At 39.9% G+C, this 22,491-nt stretch carries 24 protein-coding genes; 22 read left to right on the top strand and 2 right to left on the bottom strand.

What is annotated here, in order from left to right:
* The first annotated feature begins 2 nt into the window (after nucleotides 1-2).
* From fliL to GQR53_RS01855, 22 genes are all read left to right on the top strand, one after another.
* Complete coding sequence (gene fliL, locus GQR53_RS01960) at nucleotides 3-530, top strand: flagellar basal body-associated protein FliL (protein ID WP_024606212.1); 528 nt, start codon at nucleotides 3-5, stop codon at nucleotides 528-530.
* A 9-nt stretch (nucleotides 531-539) separates the two neighbouring features.
* Entirely contained in the window at nucleotides 540-1,631 is a 1,092-nt protein-coding gene (gene fliM, locus GQR53_RS01955; RefSeq protein ID WP_024606211.1) for a flagellar motor switch protein FliM, read from the top strand.
* A 20-nt stretch (nucleotides 1,632-1,651) separates the two neighbouring features.
* Entirely contained in the window at nucleotides 1,652-2,050 is a 399-nt protein-coding gene (gene fliN / locus GQR53_RS01950) for a flagellar motor switch protein FliN (RefSeq protein WP_024599211.1), read from the top strand.
* The gene (gene fliO, locus GQR53_RS01945; protein WP_007377952.1) at nucleotides 2,047-2,430 is read left to right on the top strand and encodes a flagellar biosynthetic protein FliO; all 384 of its coding nucleotides are present in this window, start codon (nucleotides 2,047-2,049) and stop codon (nucleotides 2,428-2,430) included. The genes fliN and fliO overlap by 4 nt, the downstream gene beginning before the upstream one ends.
* Before the next feature lie 4 nt (nucleotides 2,431-2,434).
* A complete protein-coding gene (fliP, locus tag GQR53_RS01940) occupies nucleotides 2,435-3,175 on the top strand; it encodes a flagellar type III secretion system pore protein FliP (RefSeq protein WP_024606210.1) in 741 nt (246 codons plus the stop codon).
* Between the two features lie 40 nt (nucleotides 3,176-3,215).
* Complete coding sequence (gene fliQ / locus GQR53_RS01935) at nucleotides 3,216-3,485, top strand: flagellar biosynthesis protein FliQ (protein WP_002959325.1); 270 nt, start codon at nucleotides 3,216-3,218, stop codon at nucleotides 3,483-3,485.
* A 2-nt stretch (nucleotides 3,486-3,487) separates the two neighbouring features.
* Entirely contained in the window at nucleotides 3,488-4,267 is a 780-nt protein-coding gene (gene fliR, locus GQR53_RS01930) for a flagellar biosynthetic protein FliR (RefSeq protein ID WP_024606209.1), read from the top strand.
* A 9-nt stretch (nucleotides 4,268-4,276) separates the two neighbouring features.
* Nucleotides 4,277-5,407 (top strand): flagellar biosynthesis protein FlhB, encoded by a 1,131-nt coding sequence (gene flhB, locus GQR53_RS01925; protein WP_024596365.1) that lies wholly within the window; start codon nucleotides 4,277-4,279, stop codon nucleotides 5,405-5,407.
* A 72-nt stretch (nucleotides 5,408-5,479) separates the two neighbouring features.
* Nucleotides 5,480-7,591: a flagellar biosynthesis protein FlhA gene (gene flhA / locus GQR53_RS01920; protein ID WP_165742707.1), complete on the top strand. Its 2,112-nt coding sequence runs from the start codon at nucleotides 5,480-5,482 to the stop codon at nucleotides 7,589-7,591.
* Between the two features lie 21 nt (nucleotides 7,592-7,612).
* A complete protein-coding gene (gene flhF, locus GQR53_RS01915; RefSeq protein WP_165742706.1) occupies nucleotides 7,613-9,094 on the top strand; it encodes a flagellar biosynthesis protein FlhF in 1,482 nt (493 codons plus the stop codon).
* Complete coding sequence (locus GQR53_RS01910) at nucleotides 9,087-9,947, top strand: MinD/ParA family protein (protein ID WP_002959312.1); 861 nt, start codon at nucleotides 9,087-9,089, stop codon at nucleotides 9,945-9,947. The genes flhF and GQR53_RS01910 overlap by 8 nt, the downstream gene beginning before the upstream one ends.
* Nucleotides 9,948-9,973: 26 nt before the next feature.
* On the top strand, nucleotides 9,974-10,684 hold the full coding sequence (locus GQR53_RS01905; protein ID WP_002959310.1) for an RNA polymerase sigma factor FliA: 711 nt from the start codon (nucleotides 9,974-9,976) through the stop codon (nucleotides 10,682-10,684).
* A 40-nt stretch (nucleotides 10,685-10,724) separates the two neighbouring features.
* Nucleotides 10,725-11,108: a chemotaxis response regulator CheY gene (cheY, locus tag GQR53_RS01900; RefSeq protein ID WP_004588308.1), complete on the top strand. Its 384-nt coding sequence runs from the start codon at nucleotides 10,725-10,727 to the stop codon at nucleotides 11,106-11,108.
* Between the two features lie 17 nt (nucleotides 11,109-11,125).
* Nucleotides 11,126-11,899 carry a protein phosphatase CheZ gene (locus GQR53_RS01895; protein ID WP_165742705.1) on the top strand — a complete coding sequence of 258 codons (774 nt, stop codon included), beginning with the start codon at nucleotides 11,126-11,128 and terminating at the stop codon, nucleotides 11,897-11,899.
* Between the two features lie 15 nt (nucleotides 11,900-11,914).
* The gene (locus GQR53_RS01890; RefSeq protein WP_165742704.1) at nucleotides 11,915-14,137 is read left to right on the top strand and encodes a chemotaxis protein CheA; all 2,223 of its coding nucleotides are present in this window, start codon (nucleotides 11,915-11,917) and stop codon (nucleotides 14,135-14,137) included.
* A gap of 58 nt (nucleotides 14,138-14,195) precedes the next feature.
* Nucleotides 14,196-15,359 (top strand): chemotaxis response regulator protein-glutamate methylesterase, encoded by a 1,164-nt coding sequence (locus tag GQR53_RS01885; protein ID WP_165742703.1) that lies wholly within the window; start codon nucleotides 14,196-14,198, stop codon nucleotides 15,357-15,359.
* Complete coding sequence (locus GQR53_RS01880) at nucleotides 15,352-16,116, top strand: flagellar motor protein (protein WP_024606204.1); 765 nt, start codon at nucleotides 15,352-15,354, stop codon at nucleotides 16,114-16,116. The genes GQR53_RS01885 and GQR53_RS01880 overlap by 8 nt, the downstream gene beginning before the upstream one ends.
* Nucleotide 16,117: 1 nt before the next feature.
* Nucleotides 16,118-17,077 carry a flagellar motor protein MotB gene (locus GQR53_RS01875; protein WP_165742702.1) on the top strand — a complete coding sequence of 320 codons (960 nt, stop codon included), beginning with the start codon at nucleotides 16,118-16,120 and terminating at the stop codon, nucleotides 17,075-17,077.
* A gap of 12 nt (nucleotides 17,078-17,089) precedes the next feature.
* Complete coding sequence (locus GQR53_RS01870; RefSeq protein WP_002959298.1) at nucleotides 17,090-17,860, top strand: ParA family protein; 771 nt, start codon at nucleotides 17,090-17,092, stop codon at nucleotides 17,858-17,860.
* Between the two features lie 3 nt (nucleotides 17,861-17,863).
* Nucleotides 17,864-18,658, top strand: coding sequence for a chemotaxis protein CheW (locus GQR53_RS01865; protein ID WP_024606202.1), 795 nt, complete (start codon nucleotides 17,864-17,866; stop codon nucleotides 18,656-18,658).
* Between the two features lie 24 nt (nucleotides 18,659-18,682).
* Nucleotides 18,683-19,180: a chemotaxis protein CheW gene (locus tag GQR53_RS01860; RefSeq protein ID WP_002959294.1), complete on the top strand. Its 498-nt coding sequence runs from the start codon at nucleotides 18,683-18,685 to the stop codon at nucleotides 19,178-19,180.
* A gap of 17 nt (nucleotides 19,181-19,197) precedes the next feature.
* The gene (locus tag GQR53_RS01855) at nucleotides 19,198-19,599 is read left to right on the top strand and encodes a DUF2802 domain-containing protein (RefSeq protein ID WP_024595394.1); all 402 of its coding nucleotides are present in this window, start codon (nucleotides 19,198-19,200) and stop codon (nucleotides 19,597-19,599) included.
* A 29-nt stretch (nucleotides 19,600-19,628) separates the two neighbouring features.
* Here GQR53_RS01855 and GQR53_RS01850 read toward each other — a convergent pair whose 3' ends face one another.
* Nucleotides 19,629-19,937: an EscU/YscU/HrcU family type III secretion system export apparatus switch protein gene (locus GQR53_RS01850; protein ID WP_024606201.1), complete on the bottom strand. Its 309-nt coding sequence runs from the start codon at nucleotides 19,935-19,937 to the stop codon at nucleotides 19,629-19,631.
* A gap of 2 nt (nucleotides 19,938-19,939) precedes the next feature.
* Nucleotides 19,940-22,393 (bottom strand): flagellar hook-length control protein FliK, encoded by a 2,454-nt coding sequence (locus GQR53_RS01845; RefSeq protein ID WP_024606200.1) that lies wholly within the window; start codon nucleotides 22,391-22,393, stop codon nucleotides 19,940-19,942.
* Nucleotides 22,394-22,491 lie beyond the last annotated feature (98 nt).

Here is a 22,491-nt window from a genome sequence, read left to right as displayed (position 1 = left end):
TGATGGCTGAAGAAGCAAGTTTAGAAATTGAAGAAACCGGTAAAAGTAAAAAGAAACTAATAATAATTATAGTGGCTGTACTACTTATAATAGGTGGTGCTGCAGGTTACTTTTTTATGTTGGGCTCGGATGCGTCAGTCGAAACCTTAGGTGAAGAAGCGGGAATCTCTGTAGATCTGTCAACTGGATTTGGTGATTCAGCTGAAATAGGCAGTGCTTTATATGTTTCTATGCCACGCCCATTTGTATTTAACGTACCTGGCTCAAGTCGCGACAGAATTGTGCAAATTAAAGTACAGTTACTAGTACGTGGTGAAGTAAATGAAGAAACAGCTAAAAAACACATTCCATTAATAGAAGGTACTCTATTAAGTGTGTTTTCTACTACAACAGCCGATGAGTTAAGTACGAGTACGGGTAAAGAAACACTTCGTTTTTCTGCACTTGAAAAAGTCCAGGAAGCTTTAATTGATGTTGAAGGCAGCAAAGTTATTGAGCGGGTATTGTTTACCGGCTTTGTGATGCAATAAGGGGTTAGCGTGAGCGATTTATTATCCCAAGACGAAATTGATGCGCTATTACATGGCGTTGATGACGTTGAAGAGGAAGATATACACGACGGTGAAGATGGCGGAGGAAGTACGCTTCAGTACGATTTTTCTTCGCAAGATCGGATCGTGCGTGGTCGTATGCCGACACTGGAAATTGTTAATGAACGCTTTGCTCGTCATATGCGAATTAGCCTATTTAACATGATGCGCCGCACCGCAGAGGTGTCTATTAACGGCGTGCAAATGATTAAATTTGGTGAGTATATCCATACTCTATTTGTTCCAACCAGCTTAAATATGGTGCGTTTTAGACCGCTTAAAGGTACCGGCCTTATTACCATGGAAGCACGACTTGTGTTTATTTTGGTAGATAACTTTTTTGGTGGTGACGGGCGTTATCATGCAAAAATTGAAGGTCGAGAATTTACGCCTACAGAACGTCGTATTGTGCAAATGCTCCTTAAAATAATCTTTGAAGATTATAAAGAAGCATGGGCTCCGGTTATGGATGTATCGTTTGAATATCTCGATTCAGAAGTAAACCCCGCTATGGCGAATATTGTAAGTCCAACAGAGGTTGTGGTTATTAGCTCTTTTCATATTGAGCTTGATGGCGGTGGTGGCGATTTTCATATTGCACTTCCGTATTCGATGCTTGAGCCAATCCGAGAGCTTTTAGATGCGGGTGTTCAGTCTGATACTGAAGATACTGATTTACGTTGGAGCAAAGCACTTCGCGATGAAATAATGGATGTTGAGGTTGATATGTCGACTCAGTTACTTGAAGTTGATTTGACCTTAAAGCAAATTATGGAATTAAAAGCAGGTGATATTATTCCGGTTGAAATGCCTGAGCATATAACCGTGTTTGTTGAAGAACTACCTACATTTAGAGCCAAGATGGGCCGCTCTCGCGATAATGTTGCGCTTCAAATTAGTGAAAAAATTAAACGACCTGATTCAGTTAAATCTGAGCTGCATGTATTTACCAAAGGCGGCAAGAAAATTGACTCAGATGCAGAATTAGCAGAACTAGAAGATGATTTACACCTCTCTGACGGTGTAGACTTAGACTGGTAATTGATTAAAAGGTTAAAAGTATGAGCGATGATCAAGATACAATGGACGAATGGGCAGCAGCATTAGCAGAAGCCGAAGGTCCAGATGATAGTAGCGAAGCACATGTTGCAGAGCTTGATGAGTTAAGTGATTCAAAACACGAAATGAGTGGCGATGAAAAACGAAAACTCGACACTATTTTAGATATCCCCGTTACTATTTCAATGGAAGTAGGGCGCTCTAAAATTAATATTCGTAACTTACTGCAACTCAACCAAGGCTCTGTTGTTGAGCTTGACCGTGTTGCGGGCGAGCCGCTAGACGTACTAGTTAATGGTACTTTGATAGCTCATGGCGAAGTAGTTGTAGTAAACGACAAGTTTGGTATTCGCTTAACTGACGTGATCAGCCAAGTAGAGCGGATCAAAAAACTACGATGAGCTTATTAGTTGCTTTAACTAGTTCCGTTTTTTCAAAAGCAGATGTGGCAACACCAACTGGAGATATACTCTCTATGGTGCTGTCGCTTGTAATGGTGCTAGTACTAATTATTGTGCTGGCATTTTTTGTTAAAAAGCTTAATCCAAATTTAGCAAACAGCGATGAATTTAAAGTAGTCAGAAGCCTGCCTTTGGGTTCTCGTGAGCGTTTAATGGTTGTTGAGATAGATAATGCTCAGCATTTGCTTGGTGTAACTCCTCATAGTATTAATTATTTACACAAGTTAGAAACCCCATTAAGTGAAAAAGAACTGCCTGAACTCGCTAAACGATTTGGTAAACTTTTAAACCCACAATCAAACCAAAATAAAAAGAATTAAACCTATGACAAAGTGGCTGCTTATTATTTTTGCCATGGTGTTTGTACCAAGTGTAAGCGCAGAGGGAATTGATGCGCTTACTATTACAACAAACGCTGATGGCACACAAGATTACTCAGTAACGTTACAAGTTTTAGCAATTATGACGGCGCTGAGTTTTATACCGGCTGCCATAATTATGATGACCTCATTTACACGAATTATTGTTGTACTCGCTATTTTGCGCCAAGCAATTGGTTTACAGCAAACACCGTCAAACCAAGTGTTATTAGGCATGTCACTTTTTTTAAGTATTTTTATAATGGCGCCTATTTATCAGCAGGTAAACGAGCGAGCTATAGAGCCTTACTTAAATGAGCAGGTTACATCAGTAGAGGCTTTAGAGCTTGCTAAAGAGCCAATGAAAGCATTTATGCTTTCTCAAGTGCGTCTCAAAGACTTAGAAACGTTTGCTAAAATTGCCGGTTACGATCAGCTAAATTCGCCACAAGATACGCCATTAATAGTGTTAATACCGGCCTTTGTAACCAGCGAACTGCAAACGGCATTTATAATTGGGTTTATGTTTTTTATCCCATTTTTAATTGTTGATTTAGTGGTCGCTTCGGTATTAATGGCGATGGGTATGATGATGCTTTCCCCCATGATAGTGTCCTTACCGTTTAAAATTATGCTGTTTGTACTTGTTGATGGTTGGAGCTTAGTGATGGGGACTCTAGCTAAAAGCTTTGGTTTAGGGACTTAGTATGCAAAGCATTAACATGACCCAACGATAGGAGTACAACATGGAACCGGAAATTTTTGTTGATATTCTAAGTGACGCGCTGTTTTTAGTTATTAAATTGGTGTCTGCAATTGTAGTCCCAGGCCTAATTATTGGTTTAGTGGTTGCTGTATTTCAGGCGGCAACATCAATCAATGAACAAACGTTGAGCTTTTTACCTCGTTTATTAATTACCATTAGTGCGCTAATTGTAGGTGGGCACTGGCTTACTCAAGAACTGATGGATTTTTTTACTCGCCTAGTATTACTTATTCCTGAAATTGCAGGTTAAACGTGGAATACCCCTTTTCAGTTGTTATTCAATGGTTGAGCGATTTTTTGCTGCCCCTGGTACGCATTAGCTCAATGATTATGATTATGGCTGGTTTAGGTGCTAAAAATGTCCCTACGCGCATAAAAATGGGGTTATCAGTTGTTGTAACTTTTCTTGTCGTTCCTGTTCTGCCGCCCGCTACATTCACTAATTTATTTTCGTTTGAGATGATTTTAGTCGTTATTCAACAAATGCTGATTGGTGTTGCTATTGGTTTTGCATCTATACTCTTATTAAATACTTTTGTGTTAGCAGGGCAAATACTTGCGATGCAAACCGGTTTAGGTTTTGCTTCGGTTATTGACCCCTCTAATGGCGCAAGCGTCCCAGCGGTTGGCCAGTTTTTCCTTATTTTGGCCACCTTGCTATTTTTTGCTTTTAACGGTCATTTAATGATGATTCAAATGGTGGTGCATAGCTTTCAAGTGCTACCCATTGATGGCACATGGTGGTCTGTAGATCATTACTGGGACATAGTGACTTGGGGCGGCTGGATGTTTACTACAGCACTGGTACTCTCACTTGCACCGCTTACCGCAATGCTCGTTATTAATATGTCGTTTGGGATTATGACGCGTGCAGCGCCGCAATTAAATATTTTCTCTATTGGTTTTCCGTTTACCTTAGTAGCGGGACTTATTATTATTTGGGCGACACTAGGTAACTTTGTTACTCAGTTTGAGTTTCAATGGTTAAAAATGGTTGAGCTAATGTGTACTTTAGTTGGTTGCTCACCTTAGGAGAAAGTCATGTCTGAAGACTCAGGACAAGAAAAAACAGAAGAACCGACATCCAAAAAGCTTGAAGAATCTAAAAAGAAAGGCCAAATAGCACGCTCAAAAGAGTTAGGTACCATGTTTGTACTTATTTTTTCGGCTATATCGCTTTTGATGTATGGTCCTGAAATTGGTAAAGGTTTATACAATGTAATGGGCCGAACCCTTAGCTTAAACCGCAACGAAGCCTTTGATACCACTAAAATGTTTGCCGTGTGGGGAGAGGTTGCAGACGCGTTGATGTTTCCTATGGCTATGTTTGTGTTAATTATCGTTTTGGCTGCATTTATTGGTAATACGTTACTCGGTGGTTTTAACTTTAGCTGGGAAGCTGCTGCACCTAAAGCAAGTAAAATGTCGCCAATGAAAGGCTTTAAGCGGATGTTTGGCCCACAAGCGGCTATTGAGCTTGTAAAGTCACTTTTAAAATTTGGTTTAGTAGCAAGTTTTGCAGTGTTTTTAATTAATACTTATTTTGATGAAATACTGCATTTAAGTTTAGAAAGTGCGCCGGGTAATATTATTCATGCCTTAGAGATTTTAGGGTGGATGTTTTTAGGCCTTTCGTGCACTTTAATTGTTATTGCCGCCATTGATGCACCATTTCAAAGTTACAACCATAACAAACAACTTAAAATGACAATGCAAGAAATTAAAGATGAGTATAAAAACTCTGAAGGTGACCCACAAATAAAAGCGCGCATTAGGCAAACACAAAGGCAAATGTCGCAAAACCGCATGATGCAAGATGTTCCTGACGCTGATGTTATTGTTACCAACCCAACTCACTACTCTGTAGCATTAAAATACGACACGGAGCGCGCAGGTGCTCCTATAGTGCTTGCTAAAGGCATTGATGAAATGGCGATGCAAATTCGAAAAGTAGCAATAGGGAATGAAGTACCTATATTAGAATCCCCCATGTTGACCCGAGCGCTTTATCATACGGCTGAAGTAGGGGAGCAAATACCCGATCAGCTATTTACCGCAGTAGCGCAAGTTTTAGCGTATGTATTTCAGCTTAAGCGCTTTAATAAAGGGCGCGGTAAACGTCCAACTAAGCTCAATAAAAAGCTGCCAATCCCCGATGCCTACAAGTATTAAACCGTTAACTGAGTAACTTGGAATAGTTATTGCAAATTCTACGTAGTGTCAATTTTTTGAAATTGTAGAATTATGAGTTTTAAAGCGGTATTACAACAACTTAACAGAGATAAAAAAGACTATGCCAAAGGGGTAGGTACACCTTTGCTTGTGCTTGCTGCCTTGGGAATGGTGATTTTACCACTACCGCCATTTTTACTCGATATCCTTTTCTCGTTTAATATTGCTCTAGCATTAGTGGTTTTACTTGTAACTGTTTACACGATGAAGCCAGTTGAATTTGGTATTTTTCCCTCTGTATTACTAATCGCTACAATTATGCGCTTAGCACTTAACGTTGCCAGTACTCGAGTTGTATTACTTGAAGGCCATAATGGTGGTGACTCTGCCGGTAAAGTAATTGAAGCGTTTGGCTCAGTTGTTATTGGTGGTAACTACGCTGTTGGTTTGGTTGTATTTTTAATCCTGATCATTATTAACTTTGTAGTAATTACTAAAGGTGCTGGTCGTATTTCTGAGGTATCTGCGCGTTTCACCCTTGATGCAATGCCGGGTAAACAAATGGCCATTGACGCTGATTTGAACGCAGGCTTTATCAGCGCAGAACAAGCGCGTGACCGCCGCGAGGAAGTAACTCGCGAAGCTGATTTTTACGGCTCAATGGATGGTGCGAGTAAATTTGTAAAAGGTGATGCGATTGCAGGTATTGTTATACTAATCATCAATATTGTTGGTGGTTTATTTGTCGGTATGATCCAGCACAATTTGAGTTTTGGCAATGCAATGGAAGTATATACATTACTTACCATTGGCGATGGCTTAGTTGCTCAACTCCCTTCTTTACTGCTTTCAATTGGTACCGCGATTGTTGTAACACGCCAAAATGAGTCGCTCAATATGGGGGACCAATTTAAGAAACAACTAGGCAACGAAAAGTCACTCTTTATTGCATCTGGTATTTTGATCATCATGGGCTTAGTGCCTGGTATGCCGCATATTGCTTTTTTAAGTTTAGGTGCGTTACTCGGTTACTTAGCTTACTACACACAGCAAAGTAAATTAAAAGCTGCTGCGACAGAAGCTGAAGAGGCCGCTAATGGCGGAAGCGTTGCAACGGGTGTTGCTAATAAACAAGAACAAAAAGAACTAGGCTGGGATGACGTTCAGCAGGTTGATGTAATTGGCTTAGAAGTCGGTTATAGATTAATTCCGTTAGTGGACCAATCACAAGGTGGTGAGCTACTTAATCGTATTAAGGGGGTGCGTAAAAAGCTTTCTCAAGAGCTTGGTTTTTTAGTGCCGCCGGTACATATACGCGACAACTTAGAGCTTGACCCTAACGCTTACAGAATAACACTAATGGGGGTTTCAACCGGTGAAAGCGAGCTTAAGCATGGCGACGAACTAGCGATTAACCCAGGACAAGTATTTGGTCCAATTAAAGGGGTTGAAACAAAAGATCCTGCGTTTGGCCTTGATGCAGTATGGATAAAACCAGATCAAAAAGATGAAGCACAATCACTAGGTTATACCGTTGTAGATTCAGCCACGGTAGTTGCCACTCATATTAGCCAGTTATTAACTAACAGTGCAGCGTTATTACTAGGGCATGAAGAAGTTCAAAACCTACTTGATATGCTTGCTAAAAGCCATCCTCGCTTAGTGGAAGGACTAGTACCTGATGTATTGCCATTAACTGTTATTGTAAAAGTACTACAAAATTTATTAAATGAAGGCGTGGCTATTCGCGATATGCGCTCAATTGTTCAAACCCTTGTTGAGTATGGCCCACGTAGTCAAGACCCTGATGTATTAACGGCTGCAGTGCGTATTTCACTGCGTAGATTAATTGTTCAAGATGCGGTGGGAATGTCATCAGAAATCCCTGTCATAACCTTGGCGCCTGAGTTGGAACAGATGTTGCATCAGTCATTACAAAATGCAGGCGATGAAGGTGCCGGTATTGAGCCAGGACTTGCAGAGCGACTTCAAGTGTCATTGACACAAGCGCATCAAAATCAAGAAATGGCCGGCGAACCTTCTATATTGCTAACGTCAGGAATGTTACGCACTGTGTTATCTCGTTTTGTTAAGTACACCATTCCAGGATTGAGAGTGATGTCTTATCAAGAGGTACCAGACGAAAGACAGATCAAAATTGTAAGCTCGGTAGGCCAACAATAAGATTTTAACAGGGGTTGAATCATGAAAATTAAACGTTTTTTTGCTAAAGATATGCGCACAGCACTTAAAGAAGTTAAAGATGAGTTAGGTGTTGATGCGGTTATTATGTCAAATAAGAAGCTGGCTAACGGTGTAGAAATTGTAGCGGCAGTTGATTATGACAAAGCAGCCCCTAAAGTAGCAGCGCAACCACAACGTAATGCTGAGCCTCGTGCTCAAGCGCCACAGCAAAGCATGCATAACTTTGTAAGACCAGAGCCACAGCGTGCTAAGCCTGAGCCACAAGCAAAGGTTGCTGACAGCTTACAAGCATTACTAGAGCGACAATCACCGCGTCCTCGCTCCCCTGAACTTGCTTCTATGTTTTCACAATCGGGTATTGATACTACTGATAACTATCAAGAACCTAATATGGGGCAGCGTACTAAAAATATGTTTGCTCCTGAAGCTTCTGCGCCAGTTCGTCCACAAACTCAAGCGGATAGCTTAGGTTTTGATGATTTAGACCGCGACTTTGATGATTTAGATAGCCCAGTAACCACTCGCCAACAAGCACCTAATAATGAAAGCGAAGAAATGACAACAATGCGTGAAGAAATGAACGCAATTCGTCAATTACTTGAGCACCAAGTATCAGGCTTGATGCAGCAAGATATGGCGCGTCGCGATCCAACACGCGCTTGTATGGTTGACCGTTTAGTCGGTATGGGTATCGATAAAGAAGTAGCACAGCAAATGGCATGTTTTGTACCTGATGATGTGTCTCGTCAACAAGGCTGGAAAGCATTGCTAACAATGGTTGAAGATCAAATGCAAACAACCAATAACGAAATACTTCGCCAAGGTGGTGTATATGCGTTAGTGGGTCCAACAGGTGTGGGCAAAACCACGACAGTTGCTAAGCTTGCAGCTCTAGGTGCACAAAAGTATGGCGCCGATAAAGTTGCCTTAATAACCACTGATACGTACAGAATTGGTGCTTATGAGCAGCTTGCAACTTACGGTCGTATTATTGGTTGTGGTGTAAAACAAGTTAAAGATGCTAATGAGTTAGCTGAAGTTTTATATCATTTACGAAATAAACGTCTAGTGTTAATTGATACGGCAGGTATGAGCCAGCGAGATTTACGCTTAACTGAGCAGTTAAATACGTTAATGCGCAACCAGCGTGTGGATATTCGAAACTACCTAGTACTCAGTGCCACAGCGCAAATTAATGTACTACAAGAAACTGTACGCCACTTTAAAAAAGTACAGTTAAGTGGTTGTATTTTTACCAAGTTGGATGAATCATTAAGTTTGGGTGAGATTATTAGTATTGCGATTCAAAATCGCCTTCCAATAGGGTATCTTACTAATGGACAACGAGTACCAGAAGATATTCGTGTTGCAAATGCTGAAAAACTAGTGAAAAAGGCTGAGCAATTATATTTAAAAAGAACAAAAGCACAACATTCAAGGCATCAAGCAGTGGCGCCAAGTACAGTAGGGATGTATGATTAACACAGTATTAGATCAAGCAAGCGGCCTGCGCAAAATGAGTCAAAACAATAACAACGGCGTTAAAGTTATCGCTGTAACCGGTGGTAAAGGTGGGGTGGGGAAAACAAATGTTTCTCTAAATACTGCTATAGCACTAGGGCAGCAAGGTAATAGAGTACTAGTACTGGATGCTGACTTAGGTTTGGCAAATTGTGATGTGATGCTTGGTTTACGTGTAGAGCGTAATTTGTCACACGTTTTGTCTGGTGAATGTGAGCTTGACGAAATTTTAGTTGAAGGTCCTGCTGGTATTAAAATTGTACCCGCTACATCGGGTTCGCAAAGTATGGTTGAGTTATCACCATCGGAGCATGCTGGACTAATTCGTGCGTTTAGCGAATTGAATACCGAATTCGATATTTTAATTGTAGATACAGCCGCTGGTATTTCAGACATGGTGCTAAGCTTCTCACGAGCAGCACAAGATGTAATGGTTGTAGTGTGCGATGAACCAACATCAATAACCGATGCTTACGCACTTATTAAAGTATTAAGCCGCGAGCATGGTGTTTATAAGTTCAAAATTGTTGCAAATATGGTCCGCAGTATGCGTGAAGGTACTGAATTGTTTGCAAAACTATCTAAAGTTACCGATCGCTTTTTAGATGTGTCAATGGAGCTAGTAGCAACGGTTCCTTATGACGAAAATATGCGCAAAGCAACGCGTCGTCAAAAAGTAATAGTAGAGCTCTTTCCAAATTCGCCAGCCGCTCTTGCGTTTAAAACGCTGGCAACAAAAGCAGTTAAATGGCCAATACCCAACCAACCATCTGGGCATTTAGAGTTTTTCATTGAGAAACTAGTAAACGGTTAATTATGACAACACTGGTGAATAGAGCTATGGGATATCAATCAACACAAAATTTAAATGTGATTGTTGAGAAGCATGCATCACTTGTTAAAAAAGTGGCATGTCATCTAATTGCTCGATTACCACCTAGCGTTCAACTTGATGATTTAATTCAATCAGGAATGATAGGCTTAATAGAAGCTTCGAAAAACTTTGATGCAACAAAAGGCGCAAGCTTTGAAACTTTTGCAGGTATTCGTATTCGCGGTGCTATGCTTGATGAAATGCGCCGTGGTGATTGGGCTCCTCGTTCAGTTCACCGTAAAAACAGGCAAGTTGCAGAAGCAATTACTGAGCTCGAAAGTAGTCTGAACCGCGAACCAACGGACATAGAAGTTGCTGAAAAACTTGAAATTTCGCTCAATGAGTACCATCATATTTTAAATGATGCGAATACGAGTAAAATATTAGGCATTGAAGACCTTGGTGTAGATGAGGATGTTATTACTCCTGTAGGCCAAGATTTAGCACAAGATAAACCTTTTAATAATGTTAAAAATGATAGGTTTAATGAGTCTTTGCTAAGTGCAATTAAGTCATTACCAGAGCGTGATGCAATGGTGCTTTCTTTGTACTACAACGATGAAATGAATTTAAAAGAAATAGGACATATACTCGATGTAAGTGAATCGCGTGTAAGTCAGATACATGGTCAGGCGATGATTAAGCTTAAAGCTAAAATCAATGACTGGATAAATTAGTAGTAAGTAAACAAAGGTTAATACCTCACTGGGGGATGTTTTGGATAAAAACATGAAAATTCTTGTAGTTGATGATTTTTCAACGATGAGACGCATTATAAAAAACCTGTTACGTGACTTAGGTTTCACTAACGTTCAAGAAGCTGATGATGGGTCTACAGCTTTGCCTATGTTGCAAAATCAAGTGTTTGATTTTGTAGTTACGGATTGGAATATGCCTGGAATGCAGGGTATTGATCTTTTAAGAGCAATACGTGCAGACGAGAAGTTAAAACATATCCCTGTATTAATGGTAACGGCAGAAGCTAAAAAAGAACAAATAATAGCTGCGGCGCAAGCTGGCGTGAATGGTTATATTGTTAAGCCATTTACGGCTGGAACATTAAAAACTAAATTAGAAAAAGTATTTGAACGCTTAGGCTAATGATGGGGGAGAGGCTTATGCCAGCACCAGCTGCGCCTCAAATAACGTTAGAACAAGCTCGTCAGCTCGTTGTTTTTTTAGAAAATGATGAGCAAGACAAAGCAAATCAGTTGATTTTAGAGGCTGCTTCTAAAGAGCAATCTGAATTATTTGCTGAAGTTGGAAAGTTGACTCGTCAACTGCACGAAGCTCTTAAAAGTTTTGAGCTTGATACTCGCTTAACTGATATAACGACAGATGCGATTCCAGATGCTAAAAAGCGGCTTAATTATGTTATAGAAATGACAGAAAATGCGGCTAATAAAACAATGGATGCAGTGGAAGCGAGTCTTCCTATAGCCCAACAGTTAGCGGACGAAATATCTCATATCAAACCGACATGGGATCGTTTAATGAGCCGCGAGATTGAGCTTGGTGAGTTTAAGCAACTTTGCCATAGCATCGATAAGTTTATGAACAACTCTCATCATAAGACTGATGAGCTTCAAAACTTAATGACAAATGTATTAATGGCTCAAGACTATCAAGACTTAACAGGTCAAGTTATTCGCCGTGTTATTGAACTTGTTAGGGAAGTAGAAGAAAGTTTACTGCATCTTTTAACTGCGTTTGCTGAACAAGACGACAGTAACAGCACCGCGAATAAAGTAGAACAACAAAAAATAAAAGAACCAGTTGCCACACAAACTTTAGCAGGTCCTGAAGGCCCTATTATTGATAAAGAATCGCGTAATGATGTTGTATCTGATCAAGATGAAGTTGATGATCTTTTATCAAGTTTGGGCTTCTAAGAGGAGAGTAACTGCATGTTTGAAGTCGATGAAGATATTTTACAAGACTTTCTTGTAGAGGCTGGAGAAATCCTAGAGCTTTTATCTGAACAGTTAGTTGAGCTGGAAAATAATCCAGAAGATACCGAGTTACTAAACGCTATATTTAGAGGTTTTCACACTGTAAAAGGTGGTGCAGGCTTTTTAGCTATGACAGAGCTTGTTGATGCTTGTCACGGTGCTGAAAACGTATTTGATTTACTACGTCAAGGCGTGCGAACAGTCAACTCAGAGTTAATGGATGTTATTTTACAAGCACTAGACACCATTAATGAGATGTTTGCGACTATCCAAAACAGAGACAAGCCTGAACCTGCAGATCCTGAATTACTTCATACTCTTCATATCTTAGGTCTACCTCCAACAGAAGCCGAAGCCAATGAAGCCTCTTCACAAACAGAGGTTGAACAACCTCATAATGAAGTGGTGGATACACCGGTAGCTGATGATGAAGATCCGTTTGCATTTGATGAACTATTTAGCGGAGCGCCTTCGGTTAGCGATGCTGAAATAGATGAAATCACTGAAGACGAATTTGAAAGCTTACTTGATGAGCTACACGGTAAAGGACAAGGTCCTGCAGTTGAAAAACCAGTAGCAAGTAGTAGTAGTGATTTTAATGGTGATATTACTGATGATGAATTTGACAGCTTATTAGATGAGTTACATGGTGTTGGCAGTTTTGGTGAAGTTACTAGCAAACCTGAACAAAATGATGCCAATAAAACACCTGTAGAACCAGCTACACCAGCGGCAAATACAGTTAATTCATCAGATGATGAAATTAGTGATGACGAATTTGAAGCGCTTCTTGATGAACTTCATGGTAAAGGTACTGCTCCTAAATCGATAGAAAGTGCGCCAGCTGCAAAACAACCTGAACCTGTTTCACCGCCAGCTAAACAAGTGAGTGAACCAGTAAAAAAAGCTGCGCCAGCTAAAGCTCCTACTCCAAAACCAGTTGAAAAAGCGCCAGAGAAGCCAGCAGCTAAAGCACCACCAGCAGCAGCTCCAAAAAAATCAGCGCCACCAGCTGCAGAAACCACCGTTCGCGTAGATACAAAACGACTCGATCAAATTATGAATATGGTTGGTGAGTTAGTTCTTGTACGAAATCGTTTGGTTAGTTTAGCGACTAACTCAGACAGTGAAGCGATGGGTAAAGCAATCTCTAACTTAGATGTAGTGACTGCGGATATTCAAGGTGCGGTTATGCAAACGCGAATGCAACCAATTAAGAAAGTATTTGGTCGCTTCCCTCGCGTTGTACGCGACTTAGCACGTAGCTTAAATAAAGATATTGATTTAAAGCTTATTGGTGAAGAAACCGATCTAGATAAAAACTTAGTTGAAGCACTTGCAGATCCACTTGTGCATTTAGTTAGAAACTCAGTTGACCATGGTATTGAAATGCCCGCTGTCCGTGAAGCTGCAGGTAAGTCTAGAACAGGTAATGTTACTTTATCAGCGTCTCAAGAGGGCGACCATATTTTGCTAACCATCAAAGATGATGGTGCAGGTATGGATGCTGAAAAACTGAAAAAAATTGCAATTAGTAAAGGCGTACTCGATCATGACCAAGCGAGTCGACTTTCTGACACCGAAGCATATAACCTGATTTTTGCACCTGGCTTTTCTACAAAAGAAGAAATATCTGATATTTCAGGCCGTGGTGTAGGAATGGACGTAGTTAAAACTAAGATCACGCAACTTAATGGCTCAGTAAGCATTCAGTCTGAACTTGGTGTCGGTACTATTTTAGAAATAAAAGTACCACTTACCTTGGCTATATTACCGACATTAATGGTCATTGTTGGCGCACAAACATTTGCGTTACCACTGGCTGGTGTTAGTGAGATATTCAATTTGGATTTAACGAAGACGAATGTAGTTGATGGGCAATTAACAATTATTGTGCGTAAAAAGGCGATACCGTTATTTTACCTTGAGCATTGGTTAGTAAAAGGCTCAGATCGTTCTCAGCGAAAATCTAAAGGTCACGTCGTTATTGTACAAATTGGTACGCAACAAATAGGCTTTGTTGTTGACTCATTGATTGGCCAAGAAGAAGTAGTGATTAAGCCGCTCGATGCGTTACTTCAAGGAACGCCAGGTATGGCAGGGGCTACAATAACTTCGGATGGTGGCATTGCACTGATTTTAGACGTTCCAAACATGTTAAAACATTACGCAGGCTAATAATAAAGTAGGTATATATTTAATATATACCTACGCATAAATTTAATAAGAGAGCTAAATGGCCGTTAAAGTTTTAGTTGTTGATGATTCAAGCTTTTTTCGCCGTAGAGTAAGCGAAATCCTTGAGCAAGATAGCGATATACAAGTTATAGGCTTTGCTGTTAATGGCAGAGAGGCTGTTGAGAAAGCAGCTCAATTGCGTCCTGACATGATCACCATGGATGTCGAAATGCCTGTGCTTGATGGTATTAGCGCAGTTAAAGAGATAATGGCGAGTAACCCAACTCCTATCTTAATGTTTTCATCACTTACACGTGATGGTGCAACAGCAACGTTTGATGCGTTAGATGCTGGCGCAATGGATTTTTTACCGAAAAAATTTGAAGATATTGCGCGCAATAATGAAGATGCAATTAAGCTTTTGCAAAGTAAAGTAAAAGATATAGGGCGAAGACGTTTACCGCGAACATTTAGAGCGGCAACACCAGTTAAACCAGCCATTTCAACTAAACCAACAAGTTCACTTTCGCAAAGAGCAAGCACATCAACAACTCAAACCAAGCAGCCTGGTAGAAGCTTTCAAAGAGCTGCGCCTGCTGCATCGACAAGTTCAAATGTTACCTCAATGCGAGCAAGTGGAAAACAATATCAACTTTTAGCTATTGGTACTTCTACAGGTGGTCCTGTTGCTTTGCAAACTATATTGACTCAATTGCCTGCTAATTTTCCTCACCCTATTTTACTTATACAGCACATGCCAGCTGCATTTACACCCGCGTTTGCAGCGCGCTTAAACGGTTTGTGCCAAATAAAAGTGAAAGAAGCACAACAAGGCGATCGTTTACAACCAGGAACTGCTTATTTAGCGCCTGGCGGACAGCAGATGATGGTAGAGGGGCGTGGAGCAAATAGAACGCTGCGCGTATTTGAAGATCATAGCGAGAGAATAAGTTATAAACCAAGCGTAGATGTAACGTTTGCTAGTGCAGCTAAAACGTATCAAGGCGATGTACTTGCTATTGTTTTAACAGGTATGGGCGCTGATGGTCGTGATGGTGCAAGAATGTTAAAACAAACGGGGGCAACTATTTGGGCACAGGATGAGAAAAGCTGTGTCGTTTATGGAATGCCCCAAGCCATTGCTAATGCGGGGCTTTCAAGTGAAAGCTTAGCATTGAGCGATGTTGCAGCGCGTATAATGAGAGAGGTAGGTTGTGGATAAACTCTCAATATTTGGACTATTGGTAGCACTTAGTGCAATAGGTCTAGGTTATTCTTTAGAAGGCGGTGTTGTTTCAGCTTTATTTAATGGCCCTGCGCTTATTATTGTACTAGGTGGCACGCTTGGCGCTGTTATGTTGCAAACCTCTGCTAGCACATTCAAAAAGATGCTAAATATGAGCTCGTGGGTTTTTGTTGCACCACAATACGATATTGAAGACGCAATAGAGCAAGTTAAACGATGGTCTCATAAAGCACGTCAAGAAGGTTACTTAGCGCTTGAGAATGAAGCCTTAGCTCACCCAGATGCGTATGCAGCAAAAGGTTTAAGCTTACTTGTCGATGGCTGCTCAGAGCAAAAACTACGTGACACGCTTGAAATTGATTTACTGCTAGAGCGTGATCGTTTGCTTGAAGCCGCGCGTGTTTATGAAGCAATGGGGGGTTACAGCCCTACCATTGGTATTTTAGGTGCGGTGCTTGGCTTAATACAGGCAATGTCGTTTATTACCGATCCACAAATGCTTGGCGCCGGCGTTGCAACGGCATTTATTGCGACCATTTATGGTGTTGGTTTAGCTAATTTATTGTTTTTACCTATGGCAAATAAGTTAAAACAGCGTGTAGAGCAAAAAATGCTTTACCATGAAATGCTTGCTGAAGGCGTTATTGCAATAAGCATAGGTGAAAGCCCAGTAAATATAGAATTAAAGCTTGAAGCCTATCGTGTAGAGCGCCCTAATTTAGTGGACGAATAACATGTTACGCCGACGACTTCGTCACTCTGCTGCTAAAAGTCAACATACCGAACGTTGGCTTGTATCGTATGCCGATTATATGACTATTATGTTTGCTTTTTTTGTGGTTCTGTATGCGATAGCGATTAATAAAGAAGAACAATTCCAAATATTGTCAGATTCCCTTGAACAGGTTTTTGATAAGTCAGCTCGCCAATACTCCCAGCAAGGTGAAGGTGTCAACGGTAATGGAATATTGACAGATAGAGTGACACCTGAACAAGAAGTTCTTTATGGCGAAAGTATATTAAAAGAAGAGCAAGGTCCTGAGCTACTCGACGGCCAAAGTGATACAAGCAACATCCAGCAAAAGTATTTAGGCAAACCTCTTGATAGTTTATTAATTAAATTACAGTCAGCGCTTATTGATGAAATCCGTGATGGAGAAGCCAGTTTAGAGCTGAACCAAGATTGGCTGATTATAGAGCTAAGCTCAGGTATGTTATTTTCAAGTGGTAGTTCAGTTGCACACTCTCGAGCAAAACAGGTCGTCAAGATTGTTAAAGATATTATTGCACCAGTAGATAACTATGTAAGAGTACGAGGTTATACTGATGATGAAAGTATTCGTAATGAAATATTTCGCTCAAATTGGGAACTGTCGGTAGCTAGAGCCACGTCAATTTTAGTAGAGCTGGAAGCATTAGGCATTAATTCAGCTAGAATGGCGATAGAAGGTTATGGCCAATATTCACCTTTTGTAAGTAACGATACAGAACAAGGGCGCGCAGAAAATCGTAAAGTTGTTATCGCACTTTCTAAGTATGGATTACCGCCAAAACAAGAGGTTAAAAGTGACGAGCAAACTGATGAGCCTGCAGTGGTTGAACCTGAAATTGAGCTTCCTTCAGATGACGATACAATAAAAATAATTCGTTTGCCTCATGGTGGTATTCGCATAACAACGCGCAATGAACAGTAATTAGGATGTAATGTGAAAATTTGGACTGTCGCTAATCAAAAAGGGGGGGTTGGTAAAACAACTACCGCAGTGAGTCTTGCCGGTATTTTGGCATTACAAGGCAAGCGTGTATTGCTTATAGATACAGACCCTCATGCGTCACTCACTTATTACTTTGGCATTGACTCCGAGGATTTAGAAGTCAGTGTGTACGATATTTTTGCGCGTGGAACAAGTATGCAAAGTGAAGAGATACTCCAAGCTTTGTGTCCATCAACACTCCAAAACCTGGATATTTTACCTGCAACTATGGCAATAGCTACGCTTGATCGAAGTATGGGTAATAAAACAGGGATGGGGTTAATACTAAAAAAAGCGCTTGCAAAAATTAGCGAACATTACGATTATGCCATTTTAGATTGCCCTCCAGTTTTAGGGGTGTTAATGGTCAATGCGCTTGCAGCAAGTGAGCGAATTTTAGTACCGGTGCAAACGGAGTTTTTAGCACTCAAAGGGCTTGATAGAATGATGCGTACTATGGATTTGATGCAATCCTCTCAAGCAAAAGATTATCAATATACTATAATTCCTACCATGTACGACAAACGTACCAAAGCATCGTTAGAGGCATACAAAACATTGCAAAGTACATATGGTGATAAAGTCTGGCCAGGTGTGATACCGGTGGATACCAAATTTAGAGATGCAAGCTTTGCACAAAAAGTACCTGTAGAGTATTGTCCTCGCTCACGCGGTGTATACGCATATAAAGCACTGCTAGAATATTTAATTGAACAAGGTTAATGAATGAGTAAGCAATTGTTTGCTAATGAAAAAGTAATGAAACAATACCTCGGGGCTTTGTTATGTGAAGATGAGCCTGTAGATAACCTTGAGCCAGTTGCAAAATTACTTGAGCAAATCCCTGATGATTCACAACACAAGCATATTCATTCAAAACCTAAAGAACAATTAAAAGCAGCAGAGAGCACATTTGATAATGACTTGCTCAATGTTGAAATTGAGCCAATAGCTGAGCCAGCGTTTGAAACCGAAAAAGTTAATGAAGTGGTTGACGAGGAAGTAATAGCACCTGCAATTACTACTATAGAAAAGCCAGAGCTGGAGATTGTAACTACTAGCCAATCAGACTATTTTGATGGTGAATTTCAGGCACTATTTTTTGAAGTTGCTGGCTTGACCTTGGCTGTGCCATTAAAAGCACTAGGTGGAATACATCAATTAGGTGAAGTAAATCATTTGTTTGGTAAGCCAAAATGGTTTAAAGGCGTTATGCTCAACAGAGAAGAAAAGCTTAATGTTGTTGATACTGCGCGTTGGGTTATGCCAGAAAAATATGATGATAAATTAGAGGCATCTTTAGATTATCAATATTTGATTACATTAGGTGATAGCCAGTGGGGTTTATTAGCTGAGAAGTTGATAAATAACATTACATTGAGTAAAGAAGATGTAAAATGGCGTACAAATAAAAGCAAGCGCCCATGGCTTGCTGGCGTTATAAAAGAAAAAATGTGTGCTTTGATAGACGTAGATAATTTAAATATATTATTAGAGAAAGGCTTAGATAGCCGTCAGTAGTAATGACCATTACGGGGTAATAGCATGAATCAAGATAAATTACTGTCAGCAAATAAAAACGCAGATAATAACGATGAAATTTTACAGTGGGTTACGTTTAAGCTAGAGGAAGAAACCTACGGCGTAAATGTAATGCAAGTACAAGAAATACTTCGTTATACAGAGATAGCTCCTGTACCAGGTGCGCCTTCATATGTGATTGGTATTATTAACTTACGCGGCAACGTTGTTACCGTTATTGATACTCGCGCACGTTTTGGTTTGCTAGCTGCTGATGCAACTGACAACTCTCGCATCTTAATTATTGAAGCAGAAGAGCAAGTTATTGGTATTTTAGCCGACAGCGTATCGGAAGTAGTTTACTTGCGCAGCTCTGAAATCGACAGTGCGCCAAATGTTGGTACTGAAGAAAGCGCTAAGTTTATTCAAGGTGTTTGTAATCGCGATAATGAATTACTGATTTTGGTTGATTTAAATAAGTTACTCAGTGATGACGAATGGGATGAGTTAAGCGATATATAAGCTTTACCAAATAAATTATGGTGTTACTTAGTATAGCTATATCAGCGTTAGCGGTAGGACTTATATCGCTGGCGTTAATTATTGCATTAAAAAATAAACACGCGAATGAAATTAATGCTGTATCGCAGCAGCTTAAAGATAGCTCTGAGCAGACTCATATTTTGCGCAGTGAAATTTCGGAGATTAGAACCGGGCTCTTAAGTATTGGTAAGCGAGTGCTTGAAGTCGAACAACAAAACCAAGATTTAATGCAACAGCAAGCGGCGCAAAAATACGATGACCCTGATGCTAAAATTTACTCTCGTGCTGTAAAAATGGTTGAGTTAGGTGCAGACCTTGATGAAGTAATACGCGAGTGCGAACTACCACGAGCAGAAGCCGAATTACTATTTTCATTACATAAACAAAAAGGTGCTTAGCGCCTTTTTTTATGTGCGGATAAATTGGCTCAAGCCTTAATATTTAACTTACCTTGAAAATTCTGCCAACCTGGCGGAAATTGACCTCTTAATACATACGAAAACGCAATAAGCTCTGCAATAACATAATAAAGCTCTTTAGGAATTTCTTCTCCTAACTCTAAATGCGACAACGTTTTAGCAAGTGCTGCATCTTCGTGGATCATAATTCCTTTTAGTTTAGCCGCAGCTATTATTTCATCAGCTAATTCACCAAACCCCTTAACACTTACAGTGGGTGTGTTACCAGCTTCGTACAAAAGCCCAATGGCCGATTTATTAATCGGTGTTTCACTCATAGCTAAACCTTAATATTAATAATTGCGTGAGATTTATAGAATGCCTGATTGTTGGCATCGCCTCGCCTTAAATTGAGCTCGCCAACTTGTAAGCCATGTTTAGCTAGTTTTGATCTTAAATTATCTAAGTGAGGGTGAGCAATTGCACTTACTTCTTGGCTCGAGGCTAATAGCTGGCAATCGAGTGCTTTATCCATTAACTCTGCAGTAATTTGTAGCTGCCCAAGTTGGGCATAATCAAAGTTTAATCTGACAAACCATACATTTTTATCTTCTAATTTACCGGCGCTTGGCTTTTTATACTGTCCAAGTGTTATTTCTGTTTGGGCTGCTTCTGGAGGTAATCTCATCGGTAATAAAAATTGTGCAAGCGGGTTTGTGTCTGACTGTTGATTTGGTGTTGAGACACTTACTTGGGTAAGTGTGTTTTTAACGTGTACGATTTCGCTGGCCAAAGCTTGTACTTGAGCTTGTTGAAGCTGTTCAAGCATTTTTGCTCCCGTGTTACCCATTTTAAAAGTAGGTATAAGTACTTGTAAGAGAGCATCTAAGCCAGTTTGATTATTAAAACTGATAGGCGTTACGGATTGGCTAATCAGAGGCGCAGCTAAAATACTCACAGCCACCTGCTCAAGCCCTTTAGTGAAACTACTTTGCAGCATATCACCCGCTAGTTGAGTGGGCTGTAAAGTAGCAAGTATCTCACGCTGTATGGTTGCAGGGTTTATGTTATTACTTGAAACCATACGGTTAAATGCTTGATTAATTAAGCGAGTTAAATCAGGGGTGTCTTTTGTTGCCTTATTTGTAATATCAGTAATTTGACTGCTTAAAAGTTGTTTATTGTAAGCCAGCCTATCTGTAGGGGTTGTGGCATCAGGAAGCTTTAATAATGTACTTAATAGTTTTGCTTCTATTGGTTGTAGCATTTGACTACGAGAGGGCGCATTAGATAACGGCTCAGTTAACAAGGTAATGCTTTTAGTGTTCACTGTGCTTGTGTTGTTTTGATTGTTATCGTTTATTGCAAGCTGTGCTGAGGAGGTGGTAAGTCCTTTAGTGACTACTTCATTGGTAGGGTTAAGCAAGGTGTTCGATTTACTGTTTTCACTAGTAATAAGGGATTTTAATTGGCTTGCTTTTAAATTACTTAGCTTAGCGCTCGCCACTTCATTTTGAGTAATGCTATTTGTTATTGGCGTGTAGGTTGTTGCTGTGTTTGAAGGTGATTGCCAAACACTAACACTTCCTTTTATTTGCTGAGTTAATTGTACAAGTGGTGGGAGTCTTGAAAAGTGCTCTGGTAAAGTATTGCTAGTATTACTATTTAACGCAGTACTTACATTTTGGGTAATGTTCACTCTATTTAACGGTGATACTGTTAATTGCATAACTAAGCCCGGCCTTTGTATCGCAGATGATGCAGACGGCGGCATTAACTCAGATTTATTTGCTGCTGCAAAGGGCTTACTTTCAAAATATTTAACTGCATCATTAATTCGCGTTTTTAAATCACTAAAGCTATTTTGTAGCCACGACTTTATTGGGCTATCAGGTGTAAGCAGTGGGCTTGCTTTAATAGTGGACGCAGAAAAATGTATTTCAGAGACACTGCTTTTTTGAGCTAAAAGTAACTCGTTAAACGGTTTAGAAAATGAGTTATTAAGCGTCACTTTTATATTATTAGTATCGGTTTTAATAAGTAATTTATCAGCCTGATTTATTAAATTTACCTTAATGGGCGTGCTAGGTAGCTCACTAACTTGTTGATTAGTAATAGGCGTTGTAAACGAACCTGACTTTTGAGGATGAGTCAAAATAGCTAGTTTAGGTGTTGCTTGAAGTTGCGCACTAGGTAATAAGGCCACGAGTAATTTAGTAAGTTTAGTTTGGCTAAGTGGTTGCGTATGAATTGTATCTGCAAAGCGATTAATAACATTAAGCTGTGCGCCTTTGTTAGTCGTACTAACAACTACTTTTAAAGGCTGCTCAGTTAAAAGTAACTGCGCTACGTCTTTATTTATGGCAATACTGGCGTTAAGTTTATCAATTACTAATTTTGGGGTAGGGGACATAACCACTTGTAAATCCATTGGTTTGCTTTGTACCTCAGTGCCCGTGCTTACATAATTTAATAAACGCTGTAATTGTACTGGTTGATTTAAAGTAAGGGTTGTAGTGTTTGGCGTGATGTTGAGCTGTTTGCCATCGGGACTAAGTTGTATGTTAGCACTGGCTATTTTTTGTAAATTTTGAGGTGCGCTTGTAGTGCCAAGTCTTAATGTTTGCCAATGTTTATCAATAAATACATCAAGCGTAATCGAGTCTTTCGAAAATTGAATGTTTTTAGCCGCAAGCACCTCATTAGGTAATTGCGATAACTCATTGGTTTGAGGGTTTGTCGATTGATTGATAACCAATGAATTAGATAATGTTATTTGCGTTGGCGTATTCATTATTTTAAATCAAGTTTTCTCTATTTTAAGTGAATCGATTTTAAAGCAATATTCGTATTACCCTATCATTATGGTAGACTAACGCCTAATTTTTGGCA

Origin of the sequence: Pseudoalteromonas sp. Z9A6 (genome assembly GCF_011378805.1) — a bacterium.
GTDB classification, from domain to species: domain Bacteria; phylum Pseudomonadota; class Gammaproteobacteria; order Enterobacterales; family Alteromonadaceae; genus Pseudoalteromonas; species Pseudoalteromonas distincta.
The sequence above is the reverse complement of the archived record's forward strand: the minus strand, read 5'-3'. Positions and strand labels throughout refer to the sequence as shown.